This window comes from Spirochaetota bacterium (genome assembly GCA_025061835.1).
In the GTDB taxonomy this organism is placed as follows: domain Bacteria; phylum Spirochaetota; class Brevinematia; order DTOW01; family DTOW01; genus SKYB106.
The window spans coordinates 1-23,625 of the sequence record JANXAC010000022.1 but is presented as its reverse complement, the minus strand read 5'-3'; the positions used below and the strand labels follow the sequence as shown (position 1 = coordinate 23,625).

Sequence of the window (23,625 nt, the reverse complement as noted above, 5' to 3'; positions counted from 1 at the left end):
AATGTTCCTCTTCACAGACGGAATAGTTGAAAGAAAAAACAAAAACAACTCACACCTTGAGATAGATGGCTTCAAAAATATAATCTCTGAACTAGTGGATAAGGGACTTTCTGGAAAGGAATTGTTCTCAAACACATTGGAAAAAATTGAAAAATTCGCAGAAGGAACCCCAACAAGAGATGACTATACCCTATTACTCGTTGAGAGGTTTTAAAAACAGTATTCAAAAAACTCCTAATAAATCCACTTCACCATTACTCAATTTGATTACAAGACGATAGACTCATTAACATTTTTATAAGTCAAAATTATCAAGGCTATAATTTTTTATCTAAAATTTCATGTTCACTGATCGTTATGGTGGTAGGTATGAAGGATTTGAATGGTTTTAAGTTCGTCAGCATATATGAGTATATATCACAAAAAGATCTGTCAACAAAACCATTCTCAATCAGAGTTCTCATAGAGAATGTTGTAAGAAATCTAAACGAAGAGGGAATGGAAGAAAGGTTTTTGAACGCCTTAGTTAATTGGAAGCCTGAAACGAGTAGCATTGAGGAGATCGGTTTCAAGCCGTGCAGAGTGGTGATGCAAGATTTTACCGGTGTCCCGATTGTAGTAGATCTGGCACTTATGAGAGAGAAAGCAAAAATAGCCGGTAAAGACCCTAAAATCATAAATCCAAAGTGTCAAACCGACCTGATAATTGACCATTCTTTACAAGTTGACTACTTTGGTACAAAAGATGCTATCACGAAAAACCTAGAACTTGAGTTTAAGAGAAACTATGAGAGATATAAATTACTGAAGTGGGCTCAAAAAAACTTCGCAAACTTCCGTGTTGTTCCTCCTGGTAAGGGCATAATACATCAGATAAACCTAGAATACCTAGCAAAAGTTGTTCTAGTTGAAGATGGAGTTCTGAAGTATGACACACTCGTTGGAACAGACTCGCATACTACTATGATAAATGGTCTTGGTGTTCTTGGATGGGGGGTTGGAGGCATTGAAGCAGAAGCAGTAATACTTGGACAACCATACTTTATGAAACTCCCCCAAGTTGTTGGAGTTCATATAAAAGGTAAGCCAAAAGATGGTGTTAATGCAACAGACATTGTCCTAACCATCACAAACCTATTAAGAAAAGTAGGAGTTGTTGATAAATTCGTAGAGTTCTTCGGTGAAGGTGTTAGGAGAATGGATGTTGAAACTAGAGCAACAATCGCTAATATGTCCCCAGAATACGGAGCAACAATGGGCTTCTTTGCAGTTGATGAGAAAACACTTGAATACCTACAAAGAACTGGAAGAGACGAAGAACTCATTGAGATAGTAAAATCATACACTCAAGAACAAGGTCTGTGGGTTTATGAAGACGAATATGACAAAGTTGAGTTCTCTCAAGTAGTAGAGCTAGACCTAGGTGAAGTCGAACCATCTCTATCAGGACCTAGAAGACCACAAGATAGGGTATCTGTATATTCAGTAGCAGAAAACTTCAGAAACTATATACAAAACAGAGAAGTAAGACACAATGGAAAGCTAAAAGATGGAGACATTGTTATAGCTTCAATAACAAGTTGCACTAATACATCAAATCCATACCTTTTAGTAGGTGCGGGAATAGTCGCAAAGAAAGCTTACGAGAAAGGACTAAAGGTTAAGAGTCATGTCAAAACTTCTTTCGCTCCTGGATCTAGAGTTGTTGAGGATTATCTTACAAAACTAGGCTTACAGCAATACCTTGACAGTATAGGTTTTAACATAGTGGGCTACGGATGCACAACCTGTATAGGTAATAGTGGTCCCCTAATAGACTGGGTAGAAGAGGAGATAAAGAATAATAATCTCACAGTAGTTTCAATTTTAAGTGGAAACCGTAATTTTGAAGCAAGAATACATCCTCTTGTTAAAGCAAACTACCTAGCATCTCCTATCCTCGTAGTTGCCTACGCTCTTGCCGGTAGGATAGATACTGATGTCTCTTCAGAACCAATAGGATACGATAAAGATAACAATCCTGTCTTCTTCAAAGACATTCTTCCAACTGATGAAGAGATAATCAACTACCTATCTAGGATAAATACCGTAGAAAGTTTCAGAAACAATTACAAAGACATTTTTAAAGGAACACAAGAGTGGGAAGATATTGAAGTTGATGAAGGAGAACTTTTCAAGTGGGATGAAGAATCTACCTACATAAGAAGACCACCTTACCTTGATGACTACGACCCTAACAAGAACTACCTCGACGATATACTTTCAGCAAGGGTTTTACTAGTTCTTGGAGACTCCATCACAACAGACCATATATCTCCTGCTGGCACAATAAGTCCTAACTCTCCAGCAGGTCAATATCTTCTATCTAAAGGTGTGAAAAAAGAAGACTTTAACTCTTACGGGGCAAGGAGAGGAAACTACGAAGTTATGGTAAGAGGAACATTTGCAAACACTAGACTAAAGAACCTTATGCTCAACGGCAAAGAAGGTGGATATACTATTATCCCTAAAAACGGTGAATGGGTTGAAGTTAGTGTCTTTGAGGCATCAAACTTCTATAAACAAAACAACATTCCTGTGATTGTGATAGGTGGCAAGGAGTATGGTAGCGGAAGTTCCAGAGATTGGGCAGCAAAAGGACCTTACTTACTCGGCGTAAGAGCAGTAATCGCTGAAAGTTTTGAGAGGATACACAGAAGCAATCTCATAGGTATGGGGATAGTTCCACTTGAGTTTATCAACAATAACTCCCAATCACTAGGTATAACTGGTAGAGAGGTGTTTAACATAAGAGGACTCAAGAATGTAAAACCTAGAGATGTCGTTGAAGTTGAGATGGTGAAGGAGAATGGAGAAACTGAGAAGTTTAAGGTTTTGTGTAGGATTGACACACAGAATGAACTCAATATTGTAAGAAGTGGAGGAATACTACAGAAGGCATTAAGGCAGGTTCTTTAACCTGAAATGCTTATAGGATATGCTTTCACCGATAGACAGAATTCCATATACACCATCCCTGAGAGCACCAGGGTTAAAGAAGAATATACCATCCATTTCTTTCGCTAGTGGTTGATGTGTATGTCCAAAGAGAACTATTCTAGCACCACTCACTGCTGATGCATACTTAATTTTGTCTAGACCATTGTGAACCTCATATATGTGTCCATGAGTGCACATAACTTTCTTGTTTCCAACATCTATAAACTCTGTTTCAGGTATAAAAGGAGTAGTAGTATCACCTCTCATACCATCAACATTTCCCCTAACCATCACAAGTTCCTTACCTAAATCCTTCACATTCCTTATAAAAGGTTTCATATCAAACCATGCATCACCTAAATGAACAACAATATCAACTCCTTGAAGTTCAAGCCTCAAAACATCAGAAATTAACCCAAGATGCCCATGAGAGTCTGCGATAACTAGCAGTTTCTTTGACATACTATAATTATTAAGGAATTTTAAGTAAGACTACAAAACTATACGCTCACCAAACCACTATACAACGAGTAGTTGCTTCAAAAAAGAGTCATAATTTTCTGATCTACATTTCCAGTATCCATCAACCCTTTTCCAACAATTCTCTCAATTTCGTTCTCTAGCTCTGAAGTGTCATCGTGTTTTTCCCTCTTGCGTATTATTTCTACTACAATTTCCGATATTTTACTTTTTACTTCGTTCGGAAGTATAGGAATACCAACAGATTCAAAGAGTCTCTGAGTGAATAATATCCTACCACCTCTTCTTCCACCAACTTTAAGATAGTAGTTTCTAAAAAATTTAGTATTCAGATATCCTAGAAGAAAGTATAAATCCTCTTGACCGTACGGATAAATAAAAATAACATCTCCTGATGGTAGCAATCCTCCTCTACCCAGACTAAACCTATTATACTTATGTCTATCAAGAACGGGAACAAAAATCTTATCCTTATCTAAAACCCTAAGCAAGAACAAGTAGTTCCTCAATGCCTGCCAATGAAACCATTTCTTACCACTAGGCAAATATCTGTTTAACATTCTATCTTTGTATTTTATAAGCTTTGAATATATATTTGGGTAATAACTACTCAATTCCTCCTCATCTGATACGCTATTATCTATCAGTATGTAGTTTGTGTAACCATCTACGGTGTATCTCTTACAGTTTCTGGCTTTGACAAACCTTTTTACAAGCCTTAGTTCATCATCATTTAGTATATCATCTTTACTTAAAAGAAAAGCCTCGTCAAAACCAGATACCGGGCCAACTCCAACTTTTGCAATATTCTTAAGAGGTATTGAACCAAAATCACTAAACTCAAAATTGTGTGAAGACCAAGCATTACTTGATGTATAGTGCGGAATTAAATAATGCTCAAAAAACCTACCTTCCATAGAAACAAAATCTTGAACCATGTTCCCAAGTGAAACTCCTTTTTGCTTTATCCTAGATACTTTAATCTTTAAGTTTTCTAATCTAAAACTACCTTTTACAAATTTGAATATTACAGTTTCAGGGTTCTCACCACTGAATATTCTAACTTCATCAAGGTCAATGATAGTATCAATTTTACCATTCAACAACATCATCTCCCTAACGACTCTACCATGAGTGTTATAGAAGAAATGGTAAGGAACAATGTATATAAGTTCCCCACCTTCCTTCAGAAGTTGAATTGACTTTATAATGAAAGCATAATAAATATCAGACTCCGGTGTCTTTGTCATATTCTTTACAACATCCTTCATATCCTGCGGAAGACGACTATAATGCACATAAGGAGGATTACCTATTATTAGATCAAACTTAACATCAAAATTATGTTTCAAGAAGTCTCCAAGTATAAGATTACACCTATCACCAATTTCTCTTTTGACCAAAGTATAAAGTTCTGTATCTATCTCAATGCCCCAGCAGTTTCTGTATCCTCTCTCCACAAGATTTCTTATGAAAGCCCCCCTACCAAAACCTGTATCAAGAATTAGACTGTCTTTACCAGCCGTAGATAATCTAAACATAATATCAACTATTTCTACAGGTGTCTCAACAAACCCTACTTTATCCATCTTAACTCCTCCAAAGCTTCCTTAAGTTTAACTAGATTTGATATCTCCACCTCAATACTTTTCTTACTCTTCTTCAAGGATTCGATTGTTGACTCCACTAGAAGAAACAAAACTTCTTTGTAAACTCTTGGTTTCTTTAACAACTAATGTCCTCGGAAGTTTTCTTAATTATATTCCTTACTTCACTTTCATCCATAAAGCCCTGACCACTTGAATTATCAAACACCCTTCTTAACAAAATTCAAGTTTTCTAAACCAAACAGAAAATCTTGAAAAGTAAAGAAGATATTAAAAAACCACAAGAAATTTCTTGTGCGAAGACAATTCAATTACCTAACCGTTCCCATCCTGTTTATTATTGTATCCAGCATAGAGTCAAGGTAGGTTATATATCTAGCGCTTGCTTCGTAGGCTCTTTGATACGAAATAAGTTTGGTAAGTTCCTCATCTAGATTAACACCAGAGACTGCCTCCCTAAGTTTCTCTAGGTTCTGTATCACCAGCGATTGCTTCTTCATAGCAATCTCCGAAACATTACCTCTCGTTCCAACGTCTCCAACCATAAACTTAAGGTATTCAAGGAATGTTGAGTCTCTCTCCAACATCACTTTTTTATCTCTCAATCCTGCTATGAGTAAAATGTTTGAGTTGTCCCCCGGTCCGTTTGTAGTGTCAAAAATTCTATCTCCGTTAAGATCCTTTCCTCTTGCTGAAGCAATCAATCTCGGGTCTCTGTCTATTAATGGATTAATATCTATCCACAAAGCAGGTTCCTCAAGAGGCGCAACAGAATAGTAGTTTATACCTCCTCTTAACTGTGCTGTCTGTTCAATATTATTCCAGTTATACGCATTCAATTCTCCACTACCGTGTAGTATCCCTGCAAAGCCAACCAAAAAATTACCACTATCACTAATGTATCTTATAACAAAGTCAGGATACTCGTTAGTTTCAGACATCCTAGCTTTAAGTGTTAGTTCTCCTCTATGATTGAGATAAGCAACAACGTGTGCTCCAGAGTTGTTTATCTTCTCAATAACACTCTTAACTGTGTCATTTTCATTATACTCAACTATAATGTCAGGGCCACCAGGCGTGTTAGGACCAAAATTTATCACTCCAGATGAGTTTATAAAATCGTCAAGGTTCAACCTATTCACTCCAGTTATCTTGAATACTGCTGTCTTGTCAAATATACCATTCTCGTCAGAGTCATAATTACCTCTCAAGTCAGGTGTGATAGGATGCTTAACCCAAAAGTCAATCCCTGTGCTACCATCAAGACCAAAACCATCTCTATGTATCTCATTAACTGACTCTATAAGGTTCGCAGTGAATGAGTTGAGTCTCTTCATATCCGCAACTAGGTCAATGTCTCTAGCATAAACAAGTCCATACAATTCACCATTTGAGAGTTTGAGTTTTCTGTCAGGAGTTCCAATGTATATATCAACATAACCTCTATTCTGACTGTTTGGAATGCCTAGTAGTTCGTGATAACCATCACCCTTTACAATTATCTCACTACCCACGAAAACCATAAACTCATCTTTATCACTCCTTCCTACTTTTATATCCATCATCTTTGAGAGTTTCTCTATAAGAGCATCTCGTCTATCATAAAGGTCATTTGGATTATCACCGAGTGCTTCAAGTTTCTGAATTTGGTTATTCAGGTGTGCTATTTCCTTTATGTATCCATTTATCTCGTTTATCTTTTGCTTTATAAGTTCATTCGCCTGATCCCTAAGTTGCATAATAGCATTATAATCATGCCTAATCTGACTCGCTAGAGCCTTTGCTTTCTCTACCAAAACAACTCTTGCAGATATCTCGGTAGGGTCAACAGATACTTTCTGTAAAGCCTCCCAATACTCATCAAGGGCAGTTCTAATATTAGGGCCTTCAGGTTCGTTATAGATAAGTTGTAGTTGGTAAAGAAACTTCCTTCTAGCCTCCCAGAAACCTAGTGTTCCGTTCTCAAATATTATCCTATCGTCAATAAACTGGTCTCTTGCCCTTACAATATCCTCAACCGCAACACCAGTTCCTAACTGCCCCGGTGTTGTCTCCCTATTCCACGAAGGGTCGTATATCGGATGAAATGCTTTTAAATGTATTATCTGTCTTGAATACTCTGGGTTATTAAGGTTTGATATGTTATGACCTGTTGTCTTAAGAGCATCGGAATGTGCAAGCAAGCTCTTCCTACCAACCTCTATACCGTGAAAACTAGAAAGTATAGCCATAAGAAAATACCTCTATAAAAGAATCGTTACATCACCAAAAATCTTGAAGTTTTAACATAACCCGATCTAGTCTAATAGTAATGGATCTGAACTTCTTTACTGACAGGAATATCCCTAGAACAGCTATGGTTTTACTGAAGACTACGTTAGCTTAGCGCCAAGTTTAGCATACTAGAGTATAATCATATCCAACCCTGGTTTATTGATAATCAATTGCTTCAGTATCATAATTATTACTATGAGAGCATTGATAGTGTTTATAGTTTTAATCCTTTCATTTGAAGTTTTTGGAAAGGAGGGTAAGGTTATGTCGCTAAAATTATCATCTAGCGCCTTTAAGCATAATGACTTTATTCCGGCAAAATACACTTGCGATGGAGAGGATATATCTCCTGAAATAAGAATAGAAGGTGTGCCATCCAAAGCAAAATCACTTGTTCTGATATGTGAAGACCCCGATGCACCAATGGGAACATGGGATCACTGGATACTCTACAACATACCTCCAACAAACACTATCATACCGGAAGGTATCAAACCTCTAAAAGAGTTTCCGAACGGTATGAAACATGGACTAAATAGTTGGGGGAGAGTTGGATACGGAGGTCCATGCCCACCAAGCGGTGTCCATAGATACTTCTTTAAGGTTTATGCTCTTGACATACTCCTTGAGCTACCACACAGTGCTACAAAGTCAAAAGTTCTCAAAGCAATGGAAGGACATATCATAGCACAGAGCGAACTGATGGGCAAATATTCAAGGAAGAAATAATACTACACTGAATACTCTACCTTTCTTATCTCATCTCTAACGATACTAGCCTTTTCAAACTCTAGCCTCTCCGCAAGTTCAAACATATACACAGAAAGATTCCTGACCATCTCACCTATGTTATCTTTATACTTATCCTTTATTTCCTGTATAGTCTGAATAACATCCTCAAACTCCATAATCTTTGAAACTTTTTGTTTTCTTGAACTACCACTTATCCTTTCATGCTTTCTCTCTATTATATCAGTTATCTCCTTTTTGACACTCCTAGGAGTAATGTTGTGTTGTTGATTGTATTCTATTTGAATCTTTCTTCTTCTTTCTGTTTCTTCAATAGCCTGTCGCATCGCATCTGAAATCTTGTCAGCATACATTATGACCCTACCATTTACATGTCTAGCAGACCTACCAATTATCTGAATGAGTGATGTTGCTGACCGCAAGAACCCTACCTTATCAGCATCAAGAATACAAACAAGCGAAACTTCAGGTAAGTCTATACCCTCCCTCAAAAGATTTATACCAACTATACAATCATACTCTCCTTTTCTCAAATCTCTCAATATCTCAACTCTCTCAATAACTTCAATTTCATCGTGAATGTATATAGCCTTAACACCCCTTTCAACAAGATACTTTGTAAGGTCTTCGGCCATCTTCTTCGTAAGAGTAGTGATAATCGTTCTCTCACCTCTCCTCTTGTTCTCAATAACCTCTCTTATTATGTCTTCAACCTGACCTTCAGTTGGCCTTACATAAATTATAGGGTCAAGAAGACCTGTAGGTCTGACTATTTGCTCAACTACCTTTCCAGAAATACTAATTTCATACTCATCAGGTGTTGCCGAAACGTACAAAACCTTATTGAGAAGTGAGTCAAACTCCTCAAATCTCAAAGGCCTATTGTCAAGAGCAGAAGGAAGTCTAAATCCAAACTCAACAAGCGTTTCCTTCCTTGATCTATCGCCATTGTACATTCCCCGTATTTGGGGAACTGTGACATGAGATTCATCTATTATGGTAAGAAACTCCTTCGGAAAGTAGTCAAGCAAGGTGTATGGTCTCTCTCCTGGTTTTCGCTTTGACAGATACCTAGAATAGTTCTCTATCCCAGGGCAGTATCCAGTCTCAAGTAATAAATCCATATCATACTTGGTCCGCATCTCAAGTCTCTTTGCCTCTATGTCCTTTCCTTGAGACTTTAGTTCCTTTACCCTCTCTTCAAGTTCCTTATATACTTCCTCTACTGTCTGTTCTATTGTAGACCTTGAAGATACAAACAATTTAGCCGGATATATTACAATAGCCTCATGATTTTCAATGAAAGAGTTATTAATTGAGTCATACCGCTTTATACTAACAACCTCATCTCCAAAGAACTCTATCCTTATGTAATCTCTTGAATAAGCAGGATGAACATCTACCCTATCACCCATTACTCTAAACGTTGACCTAGTAAAACTGTAATCACTTCTCTCATATTGCATTTCTGCAAGTTTGTAAGATAGTTCTCTCGGAGATATTACATCCCCTACTCTAATAAGTAGAACGAATTCAACAAATTCACTAGGAGCACCTATTCCGTATATACAGGATACGCTAGCAACAACTATAACATCCTTTCTACTCAAAAGGCTTGCGGTAGCCGAGATTCTCAACCTATCTATCTCATCGTTTATAGTTGCTTGCTTCTCAATATAGGTATCGGTTTGTGGGATGTATGCTTCAGGCTGATAGTAATCGTAGTAAGATACAAAATACTCAACAGCATTATAAGGAAAAAATTGTTTGAACTCTCTATATAACTGTGCCGCAAGCGTCTTGTTGTGAGAAACAACAAGAGTAGGAAGACTTAGTTCTTTTATAACATGAGCCATAGTGAATGTTTTACCACTACCCGTTACACCAAGAAGCGTAATCCTATCATATTTAGAAAAACCTTCCACTATCTCCCTTATCGCTTTCGGTTGATCTCCTGCAGGTTCAAAACTAGATACTATCTCAAACTCTTTTTCAAGAACTTTCATAGACAAAAATATAAAAACCGATTCAAACCTAAGTCAAGCAAACTCCAAACACGATTGGACTTGAAAATGAAAATATCCATATTCAAACTTTAAGGAGTATGGTTATAGTAATCCTTCTGATGGTCATTCTATATACCTCTATCATCAGTTGCACTCCCCAGAAACTTGACTTGATACTAGTATTCAATCCTAAAGTTAAAGACGAGTATGATTTTTCAGAAATCAAAGCTCCTCAAGGTAGTTGGTCGTTCTTCTGGATAACTAACGGTTCGGTATCTACATGTGCTTTCAAAATTAACAGAAAGACTGGTATCAATGATGACTTGAGTAATGTAGTAGTAGTGTTTTTACACGGAAACAGGACATGTCTGGATGATTCACCCGTATATTTTGGTAATATGTTTTATGAACTTGGAATAAACTATGTTGCAGTAGAGTATAGAGGCTTTGGAATAATAAAGAACTTCACTCCAACAGAACAATCAACTTACGAAGACGCCGAAGCAATTATAGCACATCTATCAAATCAAGGAATCAATCCGACAAACATTACAATCATAGGACACTCTCTCGGTGGCGGTATAGCAACAGAAATGGCTCTTAGGCATAAAATAAAGTCTCTCATCCTAATATCTACCTTTACCAAAATAGAAGATGCTGGAGAGATGGTAACAACTTACAACGTTCCATCAAGGTGGTATGTTGAAAGCATTTATGATAATATATCAAAGATAGACAAAATACAAGACCCTTTGTTAGTTATACACGGTAAAGTAGACACAACCCTAAGTATTGATTATGGAATCGCTTTATACAACAAAGCAAAGGAACCTAAAGACTACCTTTGGATAGAAAACTGCAACCATAGTTCAAAAGAAATAATAAACAAAGGAGGAGATGAGTTAAGGAACAAGATTGTTAGTTTTCTGAGAAATCACTGATACCCTTTAAACCCCTTCTGCTATCCGAATTGCTCCAAGTATTTTCTACTAACTTTTCATCTGCTGATACATCTCCTCTACAACTTAACCCCAAAAAGAACCAAAACATCATCCCGAGTGAAACGACATACATCGTATTGTCAATCAATCCGTGTAATAGAAAGCAAATTACACTTACAAACGCTCCTAGTTTTATGTAATCAACTCTACCTAAAATTACGTTTCTGAACGATTTATAAAGGGCTACAGAAATCAGTGCGATAAAGGATAGGAATCCCAGAATTCCAGTCTCCACCAGTATGCTTAAATACAAGTTGTGAAGATAATTCCCGTAATAACTAGGAACATACTCTTTGAAATTCACAAACCCCACGCCTATTAACCAATTATCCTTCAAAATACCCAAAGAGAGTCTAATAGCATCAAGCCTATTTAGAAAGCTTGAGTAATCTGTTAGAGTAAATATGCTCTCTATTCTATCAAGAATCTCTGAAAAGATCACTACTGGAGTAATGACTATAACGAATAAAATAATTGACATTAAAATTTGTCTATTCTTTTTGAGTATTAGAAAAACTAGAATCAAACTTACAGGCGATATGAGAAGGATACTCCTAGAACCAGACGTAAAAATTACAACTCCAATCAAAAAAACTACTAGCGCTAGAAGTAGAAACAACTTCACATCAACGTTCCTTGAAAAACTATTAGATAATACCAATAACATAGAAACCAGGATAGGAATTGAATACAAAACTACTGATGAATATATCACAGGATTGGGAGTTATGGAAGTACTCCTTATGATACTATCATTTGTGAAGATTAGAGAAGAAGGTATCTCTATAATGTTTGCCTTACCTAATCCGATAATTAACGAAAACTCCGGAAAAATATAAAACACAACACCGAATATCGCAAGCATCACAAAACCAAGCGATGTAGAAACAAATAGAATATCATCTCTTATCTTAGCGTTTCTACCTACATAGAACACGATGTAATACAAGATCAATATTAGAACACCTCCTATGGCAACTTCTCTATTTCTAGCAACCAATATTGACAAACCACTCAAAAGTATGAACACATAGAAAATTATGTCTTCCAAAGAAAAGCTCTCCCTAAACCTCTTCAAATAGACTATAAACAAAAATAAGAACAGTAAGATAGGTATCACTAGAAGCTGTGAAAACATCAGCATCATAAACGAAATAACAAAGAAAATATTGAAGACTGAGGTATTAACAAACCTTTCCAACATTAGAAATATATGATAATAAAGCCTTACACATAAAATCTAGAAAAATAAACAATTTTCAAAAAATCAACAAAACTTTACTAACCAAACATAATTTATCCTAATATTAAGACACACAAACAGAATCACTAAAAAACTCTAGAACAAGATGGAAGTTAAAAGCGGTAAGTCAATACTCTATCCTATCCAAAGTGTTTCAGAATACATATAGAACCAGTATAGAAATGATAGGAATGACAAAACAACCAAAACTACTGATACAATCCTAAAGTAATGACTACTGACATCTTTAAACAACATACCGAACATTAGAAATGTAGTAGGTATTGAAAAAACATACCTGCCCAGACTCCTCAAATCTCCATCCTGCGTTAGAAACACTATAAGAACGTGTGATATAAGCAATCCAAACGAAAACCAAAAAACATATTCAAACATTACATCTTTTGACCTACTTTTACCAACCAAATATCTCACAACAATCAACACAAGATAGAAACTCAATATTAACCCAATATACAATGCTAGTATATCAAAAGTAGTTCCTCTAGCCCAGAAATTATTTAGATAGATACCTAATTTTTTATCCCACAGACTTTGAACTGAAAATGGCTTTAGGAAGTCTCCTGTAGCTCCTAGCGCATAGAGACCAAAAAAAGTATATCCAATTACACTACCAACAACTATGAACAATGTTGGAAAAAGGTAATTCAAACCTCTACTCCTATCAAGTATCAAAAGAACAATAAAAGACAGTAACGAAGCGAAGATAATCTGGATAAGTATTGGTCTTGTAAGTGCTAAAAGAATAGAAACTATAAGGATCAAAATTAAGCGAATTTCAATCCTTATCGTTTCATTAGATATAAAAACTATAAGCCCTACCAAAAGTAGTGAGAATAGACTTTCTGTATAGCCTAGGTAATGGAATATTATCATAGGGTTTGTGAGGTATAAGAATAGGAATACATAGGTTTGAAACGAAGGAAGATAACTTTTAAATAACGACAGAGTAAGAGGAATAGAAATCATAAAGAGTATTATTGAAACAACTATTGCTGACCTTTCCAGCGGTAGCGATGAAATAGATGAGAAAACTTTTACACTAATAGGATAAAGTGGATAATAAGCCCATTCGGGGTTGTTGGTGTAACCATCTTTCGCTATACCTACATAATACGGAGTATCTCCAAAACCGGGGTTCGGGTCTCCAAAAAACATTTTCGTAAAAACATTCGGGAACAAAACAAAAGATAATATCAACAATCCAATGGATAGAATCAAAAACAGAGTATGCTCTAGTATAACCTTCGTTTGGTTCATCAAACAGGCTCTAGAATAGTATAACTTTAATCTTCTATACTCAGCGAATGTGTTCTATGAAAGTTTGTACTTTAGGGTATGCTTATGAATCAGTGTATTCATCAGTTATTGCTCCCTTTGAAGCAGATGATACCATCTTTGCGTATTTGTATAGAATACCTCTTTTGTATTTGAGTTCTGGTGCTTTCCACTCTTTCTTTCTTCTGTCAAGTTCTTCTTTTGTAACTTCCAGATTCACCTCTCTCTTTTCAAGGTCAATAGATATAACGTCCCCATTCTGAACGAGTGCAATAGGACCTCCAACCTGTGCTTCTGGTGAGACATGCCCTATAATAAATCCGTGTGATCCACCAGAGAACCTACCGTCAGTTATAAGTGCAACTTTACCAATCAATCCTTTACCTGCTATGATAGAAGTAGGTTGTAACATTTCTCTCATTCCAGGACCTCCTTTAGGTCCTTCATACCTTATCACAACAACATCACCTTCCTTTACTTCTCCTGATAGCAATGCTTTTGTACATTCCTCCTCGGAGTTGTACACTTTCGCCTGACCTCTGAAGAACTTATCTTTAACATCTGAAACTTTCGCAACTGCTCCTTCAGGTGCTAGATTACCATACAGTATCACAAGAGGACCTTCAGACTTGAGTGGGTTCTTGACACTTCTTACTATATTCTGATTCTCATTGAAGTCAGGGAACTCTTCCAGATTTTCTGCTAGTGTTTTTCCTGTAACTGTCATTACATCACCGTGTAAAAGTCCTTCCTTAAGAAGCATCTTCATTATTGGTGCTATACCACCAATCCTATAAACATCCTCCATAACATAGTTACCACTAGGCTTAAGGTCGGCAATATGGGGAACTCTCTTTCTTATTCTCTCAAAGTCATCAATCGTTAGATCAATATTAGCAGAATAAGCCATCGCGAGAAGATGTAATATCGCATTCGTAGAACCTCCCATCGCCTGAACCATTGTTATCGCATTTTCAAACGACTTCTTGCTCACAATCTTACTAGGTGTAAGCCACTTATCAACTAATTCAACAACCTTTCTACCAGACTCGTAAGCATCTCTAATTTTATCTTTACTCTCCGCATAGTTTGACGAGCTATTAGGAAGACTAAACCCTAGCGCTTCAATAGCCATAGCCATAGTGTTAGCTGTGTACATTCCACCACAAGACCCTGGTCCTGGGCATGCCTTCCTCTCTATCTCATATAGTTCATCTTCCGTTATCTTACCAGCATTATACTTACCAACAGCCTCAAAAACACTGACAATGTCAATATCCACACCATTATGCTTACCAGGTCTTATCGTCCCCCCATATAGAAATATAGCAGGTAAGTCAAGCCTAAATATAGCCATCATCATACCGGGCATATTCTTATCACATCCACCTATAGCAACAAAGCCATCAAATCTTTCAGCATTCACAACATCTTCAACACTATCAGCTATCACCTCTCTGCTTGGAAGACTATATCTCATTCCTTCTGTTCCCATAGCGACACCATCAGAAACCGTAATAGTGTTGAATATCATACACGCACCACCATTCTCTACAACACCCCTCTTTACCTCCTTCGCTAAATCATTAAGATGTATGTTACAAGGTGTAACTTCACTCCATGCAGCTGCAACACCAAGTAGTGGCTTAGTAAAATCTTCATCCTTGAACCCGACTGCTCTCATCAGTGATCTGTTCGGTGCTCTGTGAAAACCGTCAAAATCACTACTCCTGTATCTAGGCATAACCAAACCTCCTTTGTCTTATATCTTTTAAGAGTATATTAAAAACTGTCAATTTCTGAAGTATTGCGACAAAAAATCTCTGATCTTATAACCTATGGTAAAGTTTAATCTTACTCTTATTCAATCTCTCTAGGACTGAGTGATTAACCACCTACAGGCACTTAGGGACTTAAGTTAATTATTAACAATCATCCACAAGAACCCTGTTTGGTAGTTTAACGAACACTTGAATTCATTGACAGGGTTGAAAATTTTTTGCAAGAACATATCTGATTTATTATATTTACTAAAAATCAACTACAATGATACCAAAAAACTTCAAAGGTCTCAAAATACTAACTGCAGGCATACCACTATCTACACCTGGTAATCAAAACATATACAAAGGAATTGATCGTATAGTAGAACTGGAACTGGATGGAATGGAGATTGAATTTGTCCATGGTGTCAGAACGAGAGACTCGGAGATGGTCAAAGTAGGAAACTACGGAAAGAATAAAAGCGTGTATTTCACCGCTCATGCACCGTATTATATTAACCTTAACTCAAAAGAGGAAGATAAGTATGTAAAAAGCAAAGAACATATAAAGAAATCTGTGTTAGCTCTAGAGAAGGCTAACGGATGGAGTGTTGTCTTCCATCCTGGCTACTATATGGGCGATCCCCCCAAAGTAGTGCTAGATAAAGTCATAAAAGCAATCCATGAAATAAACGAAGAACTCAAAGAAATAGGGCATAACTTTAATGTCTGGATACGACCAGAGACTATGGGCAAACCATCCCAGTTCGGCTCTCTTGAGGAAGTTGTTGAAGTATCAAAGAACTTTGATAATGTCCTTCCCTGTATAGACTTTGCTCACCTCTACGCTAGGTCACTAGGCGGTTATAATACTGAAAAGGAAATCTTCAGCGTTTTTGAATATATCGCCAAAAACCTCGGAGACAACTCTCTCAAGAACATGCACATACACATAAGTGGGATAGAATACGGTCAGAAAGGAGAAAAATTTCACACTACATTTGAAGAATCAAAGTTCAACTACAGTATAGTCATAAAGGCTCTCAAATACTTCAATGTAGAAGGAGTAATAGTTTCAGAGAGTTCAAATATTGAATATGACGCTTTGATTATTAAGAATTTATATAACTCCGAGAATTCTTGAGAGGAGGTTTTAGTTATGAATGTCCAAATGAAAAAAATACCCGTTGACGAACTCAAACCCGGAATGGTTTTTACTAGAACAGTCTTCGGAGACAATTATGAAATAGTCACAGAAGCAAACACTCCTATAACTCACAAAGATATTACATCACTTAAGAAGAAAGGTGTTAAGTTTGTTGAAACCACTGGTGATTTGAAAGGTATAGTCAAAGTAGATGATGATATAAGTATCACAAGTAGTTTAGAATCAGAAAGTGCCACTCTAGAACCTTTCTACAAATCCATCTTAAGCATAGTTGAAGCTGTTTATACAACATACAAGACAAACAAGGAAATACCACAGGAGAAAGTGGAAAATGCGGTAAATATGATACTATCAAAAGTCAAGGAAATCAAAGACAAAAATGTTTTCATAAGTCTCATTCACGAAGCTAAGGAAAGTAAATACCTTTTCAGTCATATTACTAACTGTACTATACTAGGAGTATTGTTAGGTAGAGAACTTGAATACCCTGAACAGAAGTTGAAGATGCTAGCAACTGGACTTATCCTTATGGATATAGGAATGATTTTCATCCCAATGAGTATTCTTGAGAGAGAAACCAAATTGACACCCGAAGAATATAATAAAATAAAAACTCATACAGTTCTAGGATATAAGGCAGTAGTTCAAGAAAATAATTTCTCACCAGACGTTGGTAGAGTTTGCCTTGAGCATCACGAGAGGTGGGACGGCACAGGATACCCTAGAAAACTCCAAAAACAACAAATATCAGAGTATGCAAGAATAGCATCAATAGTTGATACCTACGAAGCGATGATAAGAAAAAGAGTTTATAGAGACAGAATGATGTCCTACGAAGCCATGAAAAACATTCTAGCCGAAGGTAGCACAAAGTTTGACCCAGACATACTAAAAGTCTTCATAAGGATGATGTCTATATATCCTGTTGGTTCTCTTGTAATGCTAAACAATAGGTCAATAGCGAAAGTTATTTCTTCAGACCCAGTGTCACCATTCAGACCAGTTGTAAAAGTAGTCTATGACGAGTTCGGAACTAAAATAGATGATGGTGAGATAATAAGACTCTCCGAAGAACAGAACATGTATATCGTCAAACCTATTAAGGAAGAAGAAATACAAAATATGCTTTAACTCAAAGAGATGGCAAAAATTGATGAAGACAGAATAAAAACACTAATCCTAGAATACCAAAATGGTAATAATTCCGTTATAAACAGTATAATAAAAGAAATTTCACTTTATGTCTATAACTTCCCTATCGTGGTTTATAATGCTAAAAGGGACGATGCAAGTGATTTCTACACATACTTTATGGAGAGACTAGAAACCTCAATACTCAAATTCAAGGACAAAGGATACAAATTTACAACCTACTTAACATCAGTTCTTATAAACCATTACAAAAATTTCCTAGCATTCCAAAGAAAATCCTTGAAGATGATATACGAGTCTGATTTAAGTGAGTATAATATTTTCCACATACTATCTGACCAAGAGGATAGTAGCAACTACAACGATGAAAGACTTAAAAAAGCATTAGCATTCTTTGAGACTCTGGATGAATTCTCAAAACTGATTATAAAAACATTTATATTTGAACTCACACCAGAGGATATAAAACTAATATCAAAATACACAAACAAACCAATAGAAAGAGTTTTATCAGAATATGAAGAGATTTTAGCAAGAGTAAGTAAGAAGCAAGCAAAAAGGAGAAAGATAATACAACTACTCCAGCAAAAACCGAGTCAAAAACTCCTAGACAAACTCAAGAAAATTAATACCCTATGTGGATATTCTGATGTTGCGAAATTACTCAATATGACAGTAAGTAATGTAGGTGTAAGCCTCAAGAGAATAAGAGATAAGTTCAAGGATTACGAATACAAAAACTTATCAACCTTATAAACCGGCACTTTTGTCATCTTGACACCAATTATAGCATTCCTGAAACGATTTGTTTCCTCTTCAATCTCTTCCCTTGTCATACTATCTATCCCTATCTTGCTAGCAATACTTTTATACTCAAGGTTCTGATACTCTACAATAGGCGAGAGATAGATAGAATCCCCTAAAGATACGTCCATTTGACTTATAACCTCCATCGTCTTCTTAAAATGCTCTTCTCTATAATTTCTACCTCCTACCCCTACAATCACTATCACCCCTACACTCATACCAACTTTCTTTACGTTGTTAACTGTCTTCACAACATCAGAGGAAGTTGAAGGCTTAAGAAGGAAGTTTGAAAGTATGTAATCACTACCACTCTCAAGACCAATATATACTTTCCTAACACCAACATTCTTAAGTCCTTCTAGTTCTTCTATACTCTTTCTAGTATGGAATGTATCCATAAATCCATAAAACGCATCATTTAAGTCAAAAGTTATGTATCTATTACCCCTCAAGAAGTTTTTTATAAACTCAATTTTCTCAATTATATCCTTTGTCTTCTCAACGAATACATTACCTTCACCGATGAATATACCTCTTCTAGTCAGTAAAGAGGATCCAAAGAAATCAACAATTTTCTCAAGTTCAGTTTTAACTTCACTCTCGGATTTTATCCGAAAGCTCCTGTCTCTGTAAAGATTACAAAAGCTACACCTATTATAAGAGCAACCTTGAGTGATCGGAATGTATAATGATAGATAATTCTCTGGTGGCAAGATTGTTATAGGTTTGAATATACTTCTAAACCTCATTCCATCCTCTTCTAACTTCTTCTCATCCATCTCTTGAATTATTTCAATAACCCTTTTAACTAGATTTGTCTCAACATACTGCGAGTGAATATAATAGTTGCCCTTCTCTAATACCTCTCTCGCAAGTCTAGTATAGTATCTCAAGATTTCGTTAGCCTTATCACTGTTAAGAAAATATCTATCTTCCTGGTTCAGAGTGTTAGAAGAAAGTATTACATTATCAAAACTCCTCCTAAAAACTCTACCTTTGTCAAAAACCAGAAAAAGCCTTCCCTCGTAGTCAAAGATCAAAAAAAGTTCTTCTGAAAACAAAATAGATATGGTATCCTTTTTAGCAAATATTCTAGGTTTCTGATACATTCTGTTGTATCTCTTCAAGAACTATAAGTATATTGTTTAAAGTAGTCCTCATCATTGAAAGTTTTTCTTTTGCCTCTGATAGGGTTGATAAACTTGTGCTAATCTTTTCTAAAAACTCTCTGAAACCTCTTATCTGCTCATAGGAATGTGAAATAGAATTATTGATCTCATTAAAATTTTTATCTATATCCGAAAGTTTCAACATCTCCGTTGAGAATACTTGCATGATATCGTCCAGATTATTTTTTATAGTCCCTATGCTGTATTTTACTCTATCAGAATGTTTCACTATACTACTTGATGCCGACATCAAGTAATCAAAAAGTCCCTTAACACGAGTAAAAAGTTCTTGCATTGATGTAACATAACCTCGTATATTGTTTTGTATAGAAGTTATCTCATTGATGATAGTATTCATTGTCTTAGAACCTTTCGTCTTGAAAGACTCTATTTGTGCATTCGTTGAGATAACATTTAAAGCACTCAACTCCTCAGATATTCGCGAAAGATTTTCAGAAAGATATGTTTCATCTGATATTATATTCGTCAATATCTCAGATATTGAATCAACTTTATTAAGTAATGAGTCTAGTATTGGATTTGTCTCATTAAAGATTCTAAAAATTTCTTCCCTCTTTGAGATTTTCAAAGATATTCTATCCTGAAAGCTTGAAAACAACTTCTGCGAACTGTCTAACAGATTTCTAATCTTTGACAGATGATATTCAATCCCAAGAATATAGTTTGAGTAATTACCTATAACCACACTCATACTCTGTATCAACTGTTCATAGAATTCTTCATACCTCTCAATATCAGATATACTGCTAGTTATATCCATTTTGACAGACTCTATACTTGAGTATATCTCTTTCTTGGAGTTTGAAAATATATCAATCTGGAGTTTGAGAGCGTTTAGAAGCGATGTGTTATCTTCAAGTTTCTTGGTTATTGACGAAACGATAGAATTTACATTTACAAGTATAATATCATTCCCTTGATACTCTTGATTTTTAGACACGACCAAATACCTCTTAACTTCCTCAAAGACAGAAACTACTACTACCATCATTATTGAAAAGAATAGAAAATTAATATCTAACAAAAAAATAGATAGGGCCACAGACAGTAGAGACATCCATACTATCTTTGAGTAAAGGAAGTCTAACAAATTATTAAAAAGCCTAACATTCTTCGCAGACTGACTTGACAAACCATCTGCTAGCGTTAGATGAAAAATAAACGTTAATACTAAAACGAACAATATCTTAAGATAGACACCAAAATCCTGAATATTATTCACGAAAGGTATAGCAAAAAACAGAAGGTTACCTCCCAATGAAACAACCTTCAATACTCCCTTAGGAATCTTAACCAGCGCCAAAATAGAAGTTAAAATAAAATTAATAACTAATACTACGACAAGTAGATAAATAACATTCCTACTACTATCAGAAAGGACATTCTGTGAAAACAGGATAAATATAATACCAACTGCACTGACGATTGAGGTTATGATACTTGATACCATTACTACAAGATAATCTCTGCTCATACTAGCAAATTATGAAAATCCAATCTTTTACCAAACAAATTTATTGCTTCCTACCTTACTTCAAGACAAAATGGACAATATACGTTGTCTCAATAATGATTGGATTTCCTCTATCATCCCTTGCAGGCTCAAACAATACACCCCTAACGAACCTCTCCGCAGAAGTATCTAGCAACTCACTACCACTACCAGAAACTATTCTTGAACCTACAACTCTTCCATTTGTTGAAATAGTTATGGACAAAACTACACTACCCTGTATCCCTCTTAACTTCGCATAAAGAGGATATTCAATCTTCGGAGTATATATGACTTTAGGTGGAACTAAAGCGCTAGTTTGATTGTCTATCGTATATTCTTCATCACTTGACGATACACTCTCTACTCCTGAAAGCAGACCTTCTTTTTCCTCATCAAACCTAACTTCACTTTCTTGAACTCTTACAGATTGTAAGTTATCAGAGAAAAACTCTTTCTTACGAGAGTCTACACTTTTAAATTCGTAGTTATTTAAGGAAACTCTTATGCTAGTTATGTTCGTATCACCTCTATGCTTCTCAAACACAAATAGTCTTGGAAATCCAAATATTACGATGATTAAAAAAACATGAATTAATGTAGAGATAATAACATACCTTATCATATTTCAGAATCTTGACATCACTTCTTCTACATCCTTGATTGATGGTCTTATGGTTATTGTTTTCGGAAGGTTTGATATCGCAGTGTTTGGATCCTTGAGACCATTTCCTGTCGCTATAGCAACAACTAACGATCCTTTCGGAATATCACCAGTTTTTACAAGTTTTATAAGTCCGGCAATAGATGCAGCCGAAGCAGGTTCTATGAATATTCCATCCATTGATGCTATCTTCTTGTACCCTTCAATGATTTCTTTGTCAGATACATCTATTATTTTTCCTCCAGACTCATCCCTCGCCTGAACCGCTTCCTTCCACCTAGCAGGATTACCTATCCTTATCGCAGTTGCTATCGTCTCAGGCTTCTCAAATACCCTGTTATACACTATTGGTGCTGCTCCAGTTGCTTGAACACCAAACATCTTTGGAAGAGTGCTAATCTTACCTATCTCCTTGTATTGCTTGTATCCCATCCAGTAAGCAGTTATATTCCCAGCATTTCCAACAGGCATAACCTGAATATCAGGTGCTCTACCTAAAGCATCGCATATCTCAAACGAAGCAGTCTTCTGCCCCTCAAGCCTGAATGGATTTATAGAATTCACAACTTCAATACCGAGTTTCTCAGAAGACTCCTTTACTATATTAAGTGCATCATCAAAATTTCCTTTCACTTCCAAAACAACAGACCCATATATCATAGCCTGCGCAAGCTTTCCAAGTGCCACATAACCTTTAGGTATTAGAACGAAGGATTTAAGTCCTGCTCTGGCAGAGTATGCAGCAGCAGATGCAGAAGTGTTCCCTGTAGAAGCACATATCGTAGCCTTAACCCCCTTTTCAACAGCCTTTGATATCGCAACCGTCATCCCTCTGTCCTTAAAAGAGCCCGTTGGGTTAAGCCCCTCATACTTTATGAAAAGGTCAATACCTAACTCTTTCCCAAGATTAACAGCCCTTATGAGTGGAGTATTACCCTCAAGAAGAGTTATAACCGGTGTTTTATCAGTTATCACGTCTATTAAATCCCTATAGTGGTTGATTATACCATTCCAAAACATCTAGATTATTATAAGTGCCACAATCGGTAGATTTACAAATTTACCAAAAAATAACGACAAATCTCAAGTTTTCTTGGAATACTCTTCTACAAGAATCCCCTTATCAAAGATAATTTGTCAGAACGTATAAATTTGAATTTTATGTAGGTATAGTCAATACTTTTAGTGTCTGTCAAACCTTATGATACACTCATACCTACAAAGATACACCTTCTTGTTACTTTTCCTTAAGAATATCTTGGCTTAGCCTAATAGCTTTGTTAACATATTTGATCTTCTTCAGTTTCTCAAGTTTCCTCTTATCTTACATTTAAAATGTGGGTGGCATTGCATGATAGCATCTAATGTTAGTGGGACAATAAGAATGGAGAACTCTTAACACTGTGCATAGGATTTTCTCAAAAACTCTTTTCAAGGATTACAAAAAACCACAAATAAACCTTCAAAGATCATCAATTTCTCAAAACTCTATATATTTCTATCGTCGGATTGGTGTGTTGAATCTTCCAAAACCTTGTGTAATATTCTATATGCCATTCGTGTATTAAGCCTATGTATTTTTCATCATTCTTGTAAAAATGATTAAAATTTGTCAAAAACTCTACTCTTCCAGACAGTTTGTTCAAAAATTTGTCTCGGTCATTTGTCTCATAAATGAAAAGAAGAATATAGTCGTATTCGTTCAAAAGATTTTCTAGTTTGTCAATTTCCGTGATTTCATCTATCTTTG

At 35.9% G+C, this 23,625-nt stretch carries 19 protein-coding genes; 7 read left to right on the top strand and 12 right to left on the bottom strand.

Annotated features, from left to right (window positions below; translation table 11 throughout):
- Positions 1-214 (top strand): serine/threonine-protein phosphatase (locus NZ579_07070; GenBank protein ID MCS7299698.1); only part of this gene is annotated, 214 nt, incomplete at its 5' end.
- A gap of 155 nt (positions 215-369) precedes the next feature.
- Positions 370-2,958, top strand: coding sequence for an aconitate hydratase AcnA (acnA, locus tag NZ579_07065; GenBank protein MCS7299697.1), 2,589 nt, complete (start codon positions 370-372; stop codon positions 2,956-2,958).
- Here the strand turns inward: acnA and NZ579_07060 are convergent.
- The 3 genes from NZ579_07060 to flgK all read right to left on the bottom strand — a co-directional run bounded on the left by NZ579_07060 (position 2,941) and on the right by flgK (position 7,297).
- Complete coding sequence (locus tag NZ579_07060; GenBank protein ID MCS7299696.1) at positions 2,941-3,441, bottom strand: YfcE family phosphodiesterase; 501 nt, start codon at positions 3,439-3,441, stop codon at positions 2,941-2,943. The genes acnA and NZ579_07060 overlap by 18 nt on opposite strands.
- Before the next feature lie 77 nt (positions 3,442-3,518).
- Positions 3,519-5,048 carry a class I SAM-dependent methyltransferase gene (locus NZ579_07055; protein ID MCS7299695.1) on the bottom strand — a complete coding sequence of 510 codons (1,530 nt, stop codon included), beginning with the start codon at positions 5,046-5,048 and terminating at the stop codon, positions 3,519-3,521.
- A 329-nt stretch (positions 5,049-5,377) separates the two neighbouring features.
- Positions 5,378-7,297 (bottom strand): flagellar hook-associated protein FlgK, encoded by a 1,920-nt coding sequence (flgK, locus tag NZ579_07050; protein MCS7299694.1) that lies wholly within the window; start codon positions 7,295-7,297, stop codon positions 5,378-5,380.
- Positions 7,298-7,535: 238 nt separating this feature from the next.
- Between flgK and NZ579_07045 the strand changes: the two genes are divergently transcribed.
- A complete protein-coding gene (locus NZ579_07045) occupies positions 7,536-8,069 on the top strand; it encodes a YbhB/YbcL family Raf kinase inhibitor-like protein (GenBank protein MCS7299693.1) in 534 nt (177 codons plus the stop codon).
- Positions 8,070-8,071: 2 nt separating this feature from the next.
- Here NZ579_07045 and uvrB read toward each other — a convergent pair whose 3' ends face one another.
- Positions 8,072-10,096, bottom strand: coding sequence for an excinuclease ABC subunit UvrB (uvrB, locus tag NZ579_07040; protein ID MCS7299692.1), 2,025 nt, complete (start codon positions 10,094-10,096; stop codon positions 8,072-8,074).
- A 98-nt stretch (positions 10,097-10,194) separates the two neighbouring features.
- On the opposite strand from uvrB, the gene NZ579_07035 reads away from it, so the two are divergent.
- Positions 10,195-11,037, top strand: coding sequence for an alpha/beta hydrolase (locus NZ579_07035; protein MCS7299691.1), 843 nt, complete (start codon positions 10,195-10,197; stop codon positions 11,035-11,037).
- Here NZ579_07035 and NZ579_07030 read toward each other — a convergent pair.
- The 3 genes from NZ579_07030 to ilvD all read right to left on the bottom strand — a co-directional run bounded on the left by NZ579_07030 (position 11,015) and on the right by ilvD (position 15,383).
- Complete coding sequence (locus NZ579_07030) at positions 11,015-12,301, bottom strand: O-antigen ligase family protein (protein MCS7299690.1); 1,287 nt, start codon at positions 12,299-12,301, stop codon at positions 11,015-11,017. The genes NZ579_07035 and NZ579_07030 overlap by 23 nt on opposite strands.
- A 174-nt stretch (positions 12,302-12,475) precedes the next feature.
- On the bottom strand, positions 12,476-13,621 hold the full coding sequence (locus tag NZ579_07025) for a hypothetical protein (GenBank protein MCS7299689.1): 1,146 nt from the start codon (positions 13,619-13,621) through the stop codon (positions 12,476-12,478).
- Between the two features lie 82 nt (positions 13,622-13,703).
- Positions 13,704-15,383, bottom strand: a complete 1,680-nt coding sequence (gene ilvD / locus NZ579_07020) for a dihydroxy-acid dehydratase (protein MCS7299688.1) — start codon at positions 15,381-15,383, stop codon at positions 13,704-13,706.
- A 302-nt stretch (positions 15,384-15,685) separates the two neighbouring features.
- Here ilvD and NZ579_07015 point away from each other — a divergent pair, with 302 nt between their 5' ends.
- Genes NZ579_07015 through NZ579_07005 form a run of 3 tightly spaced genes read left to right on the top strand, consistent with a single transcriptional unit; the run spans position 15,686 to position 18,478 of the window.
- Positions 15,686-16,546: a TIM barrel protein gene (locus NZ579_07015; protein MCS7299687.1), complete on the top strand. Its 861-nt coding sequence runs from the start codon at positions 15,686-15,688 to the stop codon at positions 16,544-16,546.
- Between the two features lie 15 nt (positions 16,547-16,561).
- Positions 16,562-17,701 carry an HD-GYP domain-containing protein gene (locus NZ579_07010; GenBank protein ID MCS7299686.1) on the top strand — a complete coding sequence of 380 codons (1,140 nt, stop codon included), beginning with the start codon at positions 16,562-16,564 and terminating at the stop codon, positions 17,699-17,701.
- A gap of 9 nt (positions 17,702-17,710) precedes the next feature.
- On the top strand, positions 17,711-18,478 hold the full coding sequence (locus tag NZ579_07005; protein MCS7299685.1) for a sigma-70 family RNA polymerase sigma factor: 768 nt from the start codon (positions 17,711-17,713) through the stop codon (positions 18,476-18,478).
- Here NZ579_07005 and NZ579_07000 read toward each other — a convergent pair.
- The 5 genes from NZ579_07000 to NZ579_06980 all read right to left on the bottom strand — a co-directional run.
- On the bottom strand, positions 18,448-19,656 hold the full coding sequence (locus tag NZ579_07000; protein ID MCS7299684.1) for a radical SAM protein: 1,209 nt from the start codon (positions 19,654-19,656) through the stop codon (positions 18,448-18,450). The genes NZ579_07005 and NZ579_07000 overlap by 31 nt on opposite strands.
- Positions 19,622-21,193, bottom strand: a complete 1,572-nt coding sequence (locus tag NZ579_06995) for a hypothetical protein (protein ID MCS7299683.1) — start codon at positions 21,191-21,193, stop codon at positions 19,622-19,624. Before NZ579_06995 ends, NZ579_07000 begins: the two co-directional genes overlap by 35 nt.
- Before the next feature lie 55 nt (positions 21,194-21,248).
- Positions 21,249-21,836: an energy transducer TonB gene (locus NZ579_06990; protein MCS7299682.1), complete on the bottom strand. Its 588-nt coding sequence runs from the start codon at positions 21,834-21,836 to the stop codon at positions 21,249-21,251.
- Between the two features lie 3 nt (positions 21,837-21,839).
- Complete coding sequence (thrC, locus tag NZ579_06985; GenBank protein ID MCS7299681.1) at positions 21,840-22,895, bottom strand: threonine synthase; 1,056 nt, start codon at positions 22,893-22,895, stop codon at positions 21,840-21,842.
- Between the two features lie 452 nt (positions 22,896-23,347).
- Positions 23,348-23,625 (bottom strand): hypothetical protein (locus NZ579_06980; GenBank protein ID MCS7299680.1); only part of this gene is annotated, 278 nt, incomplete at its 5' end.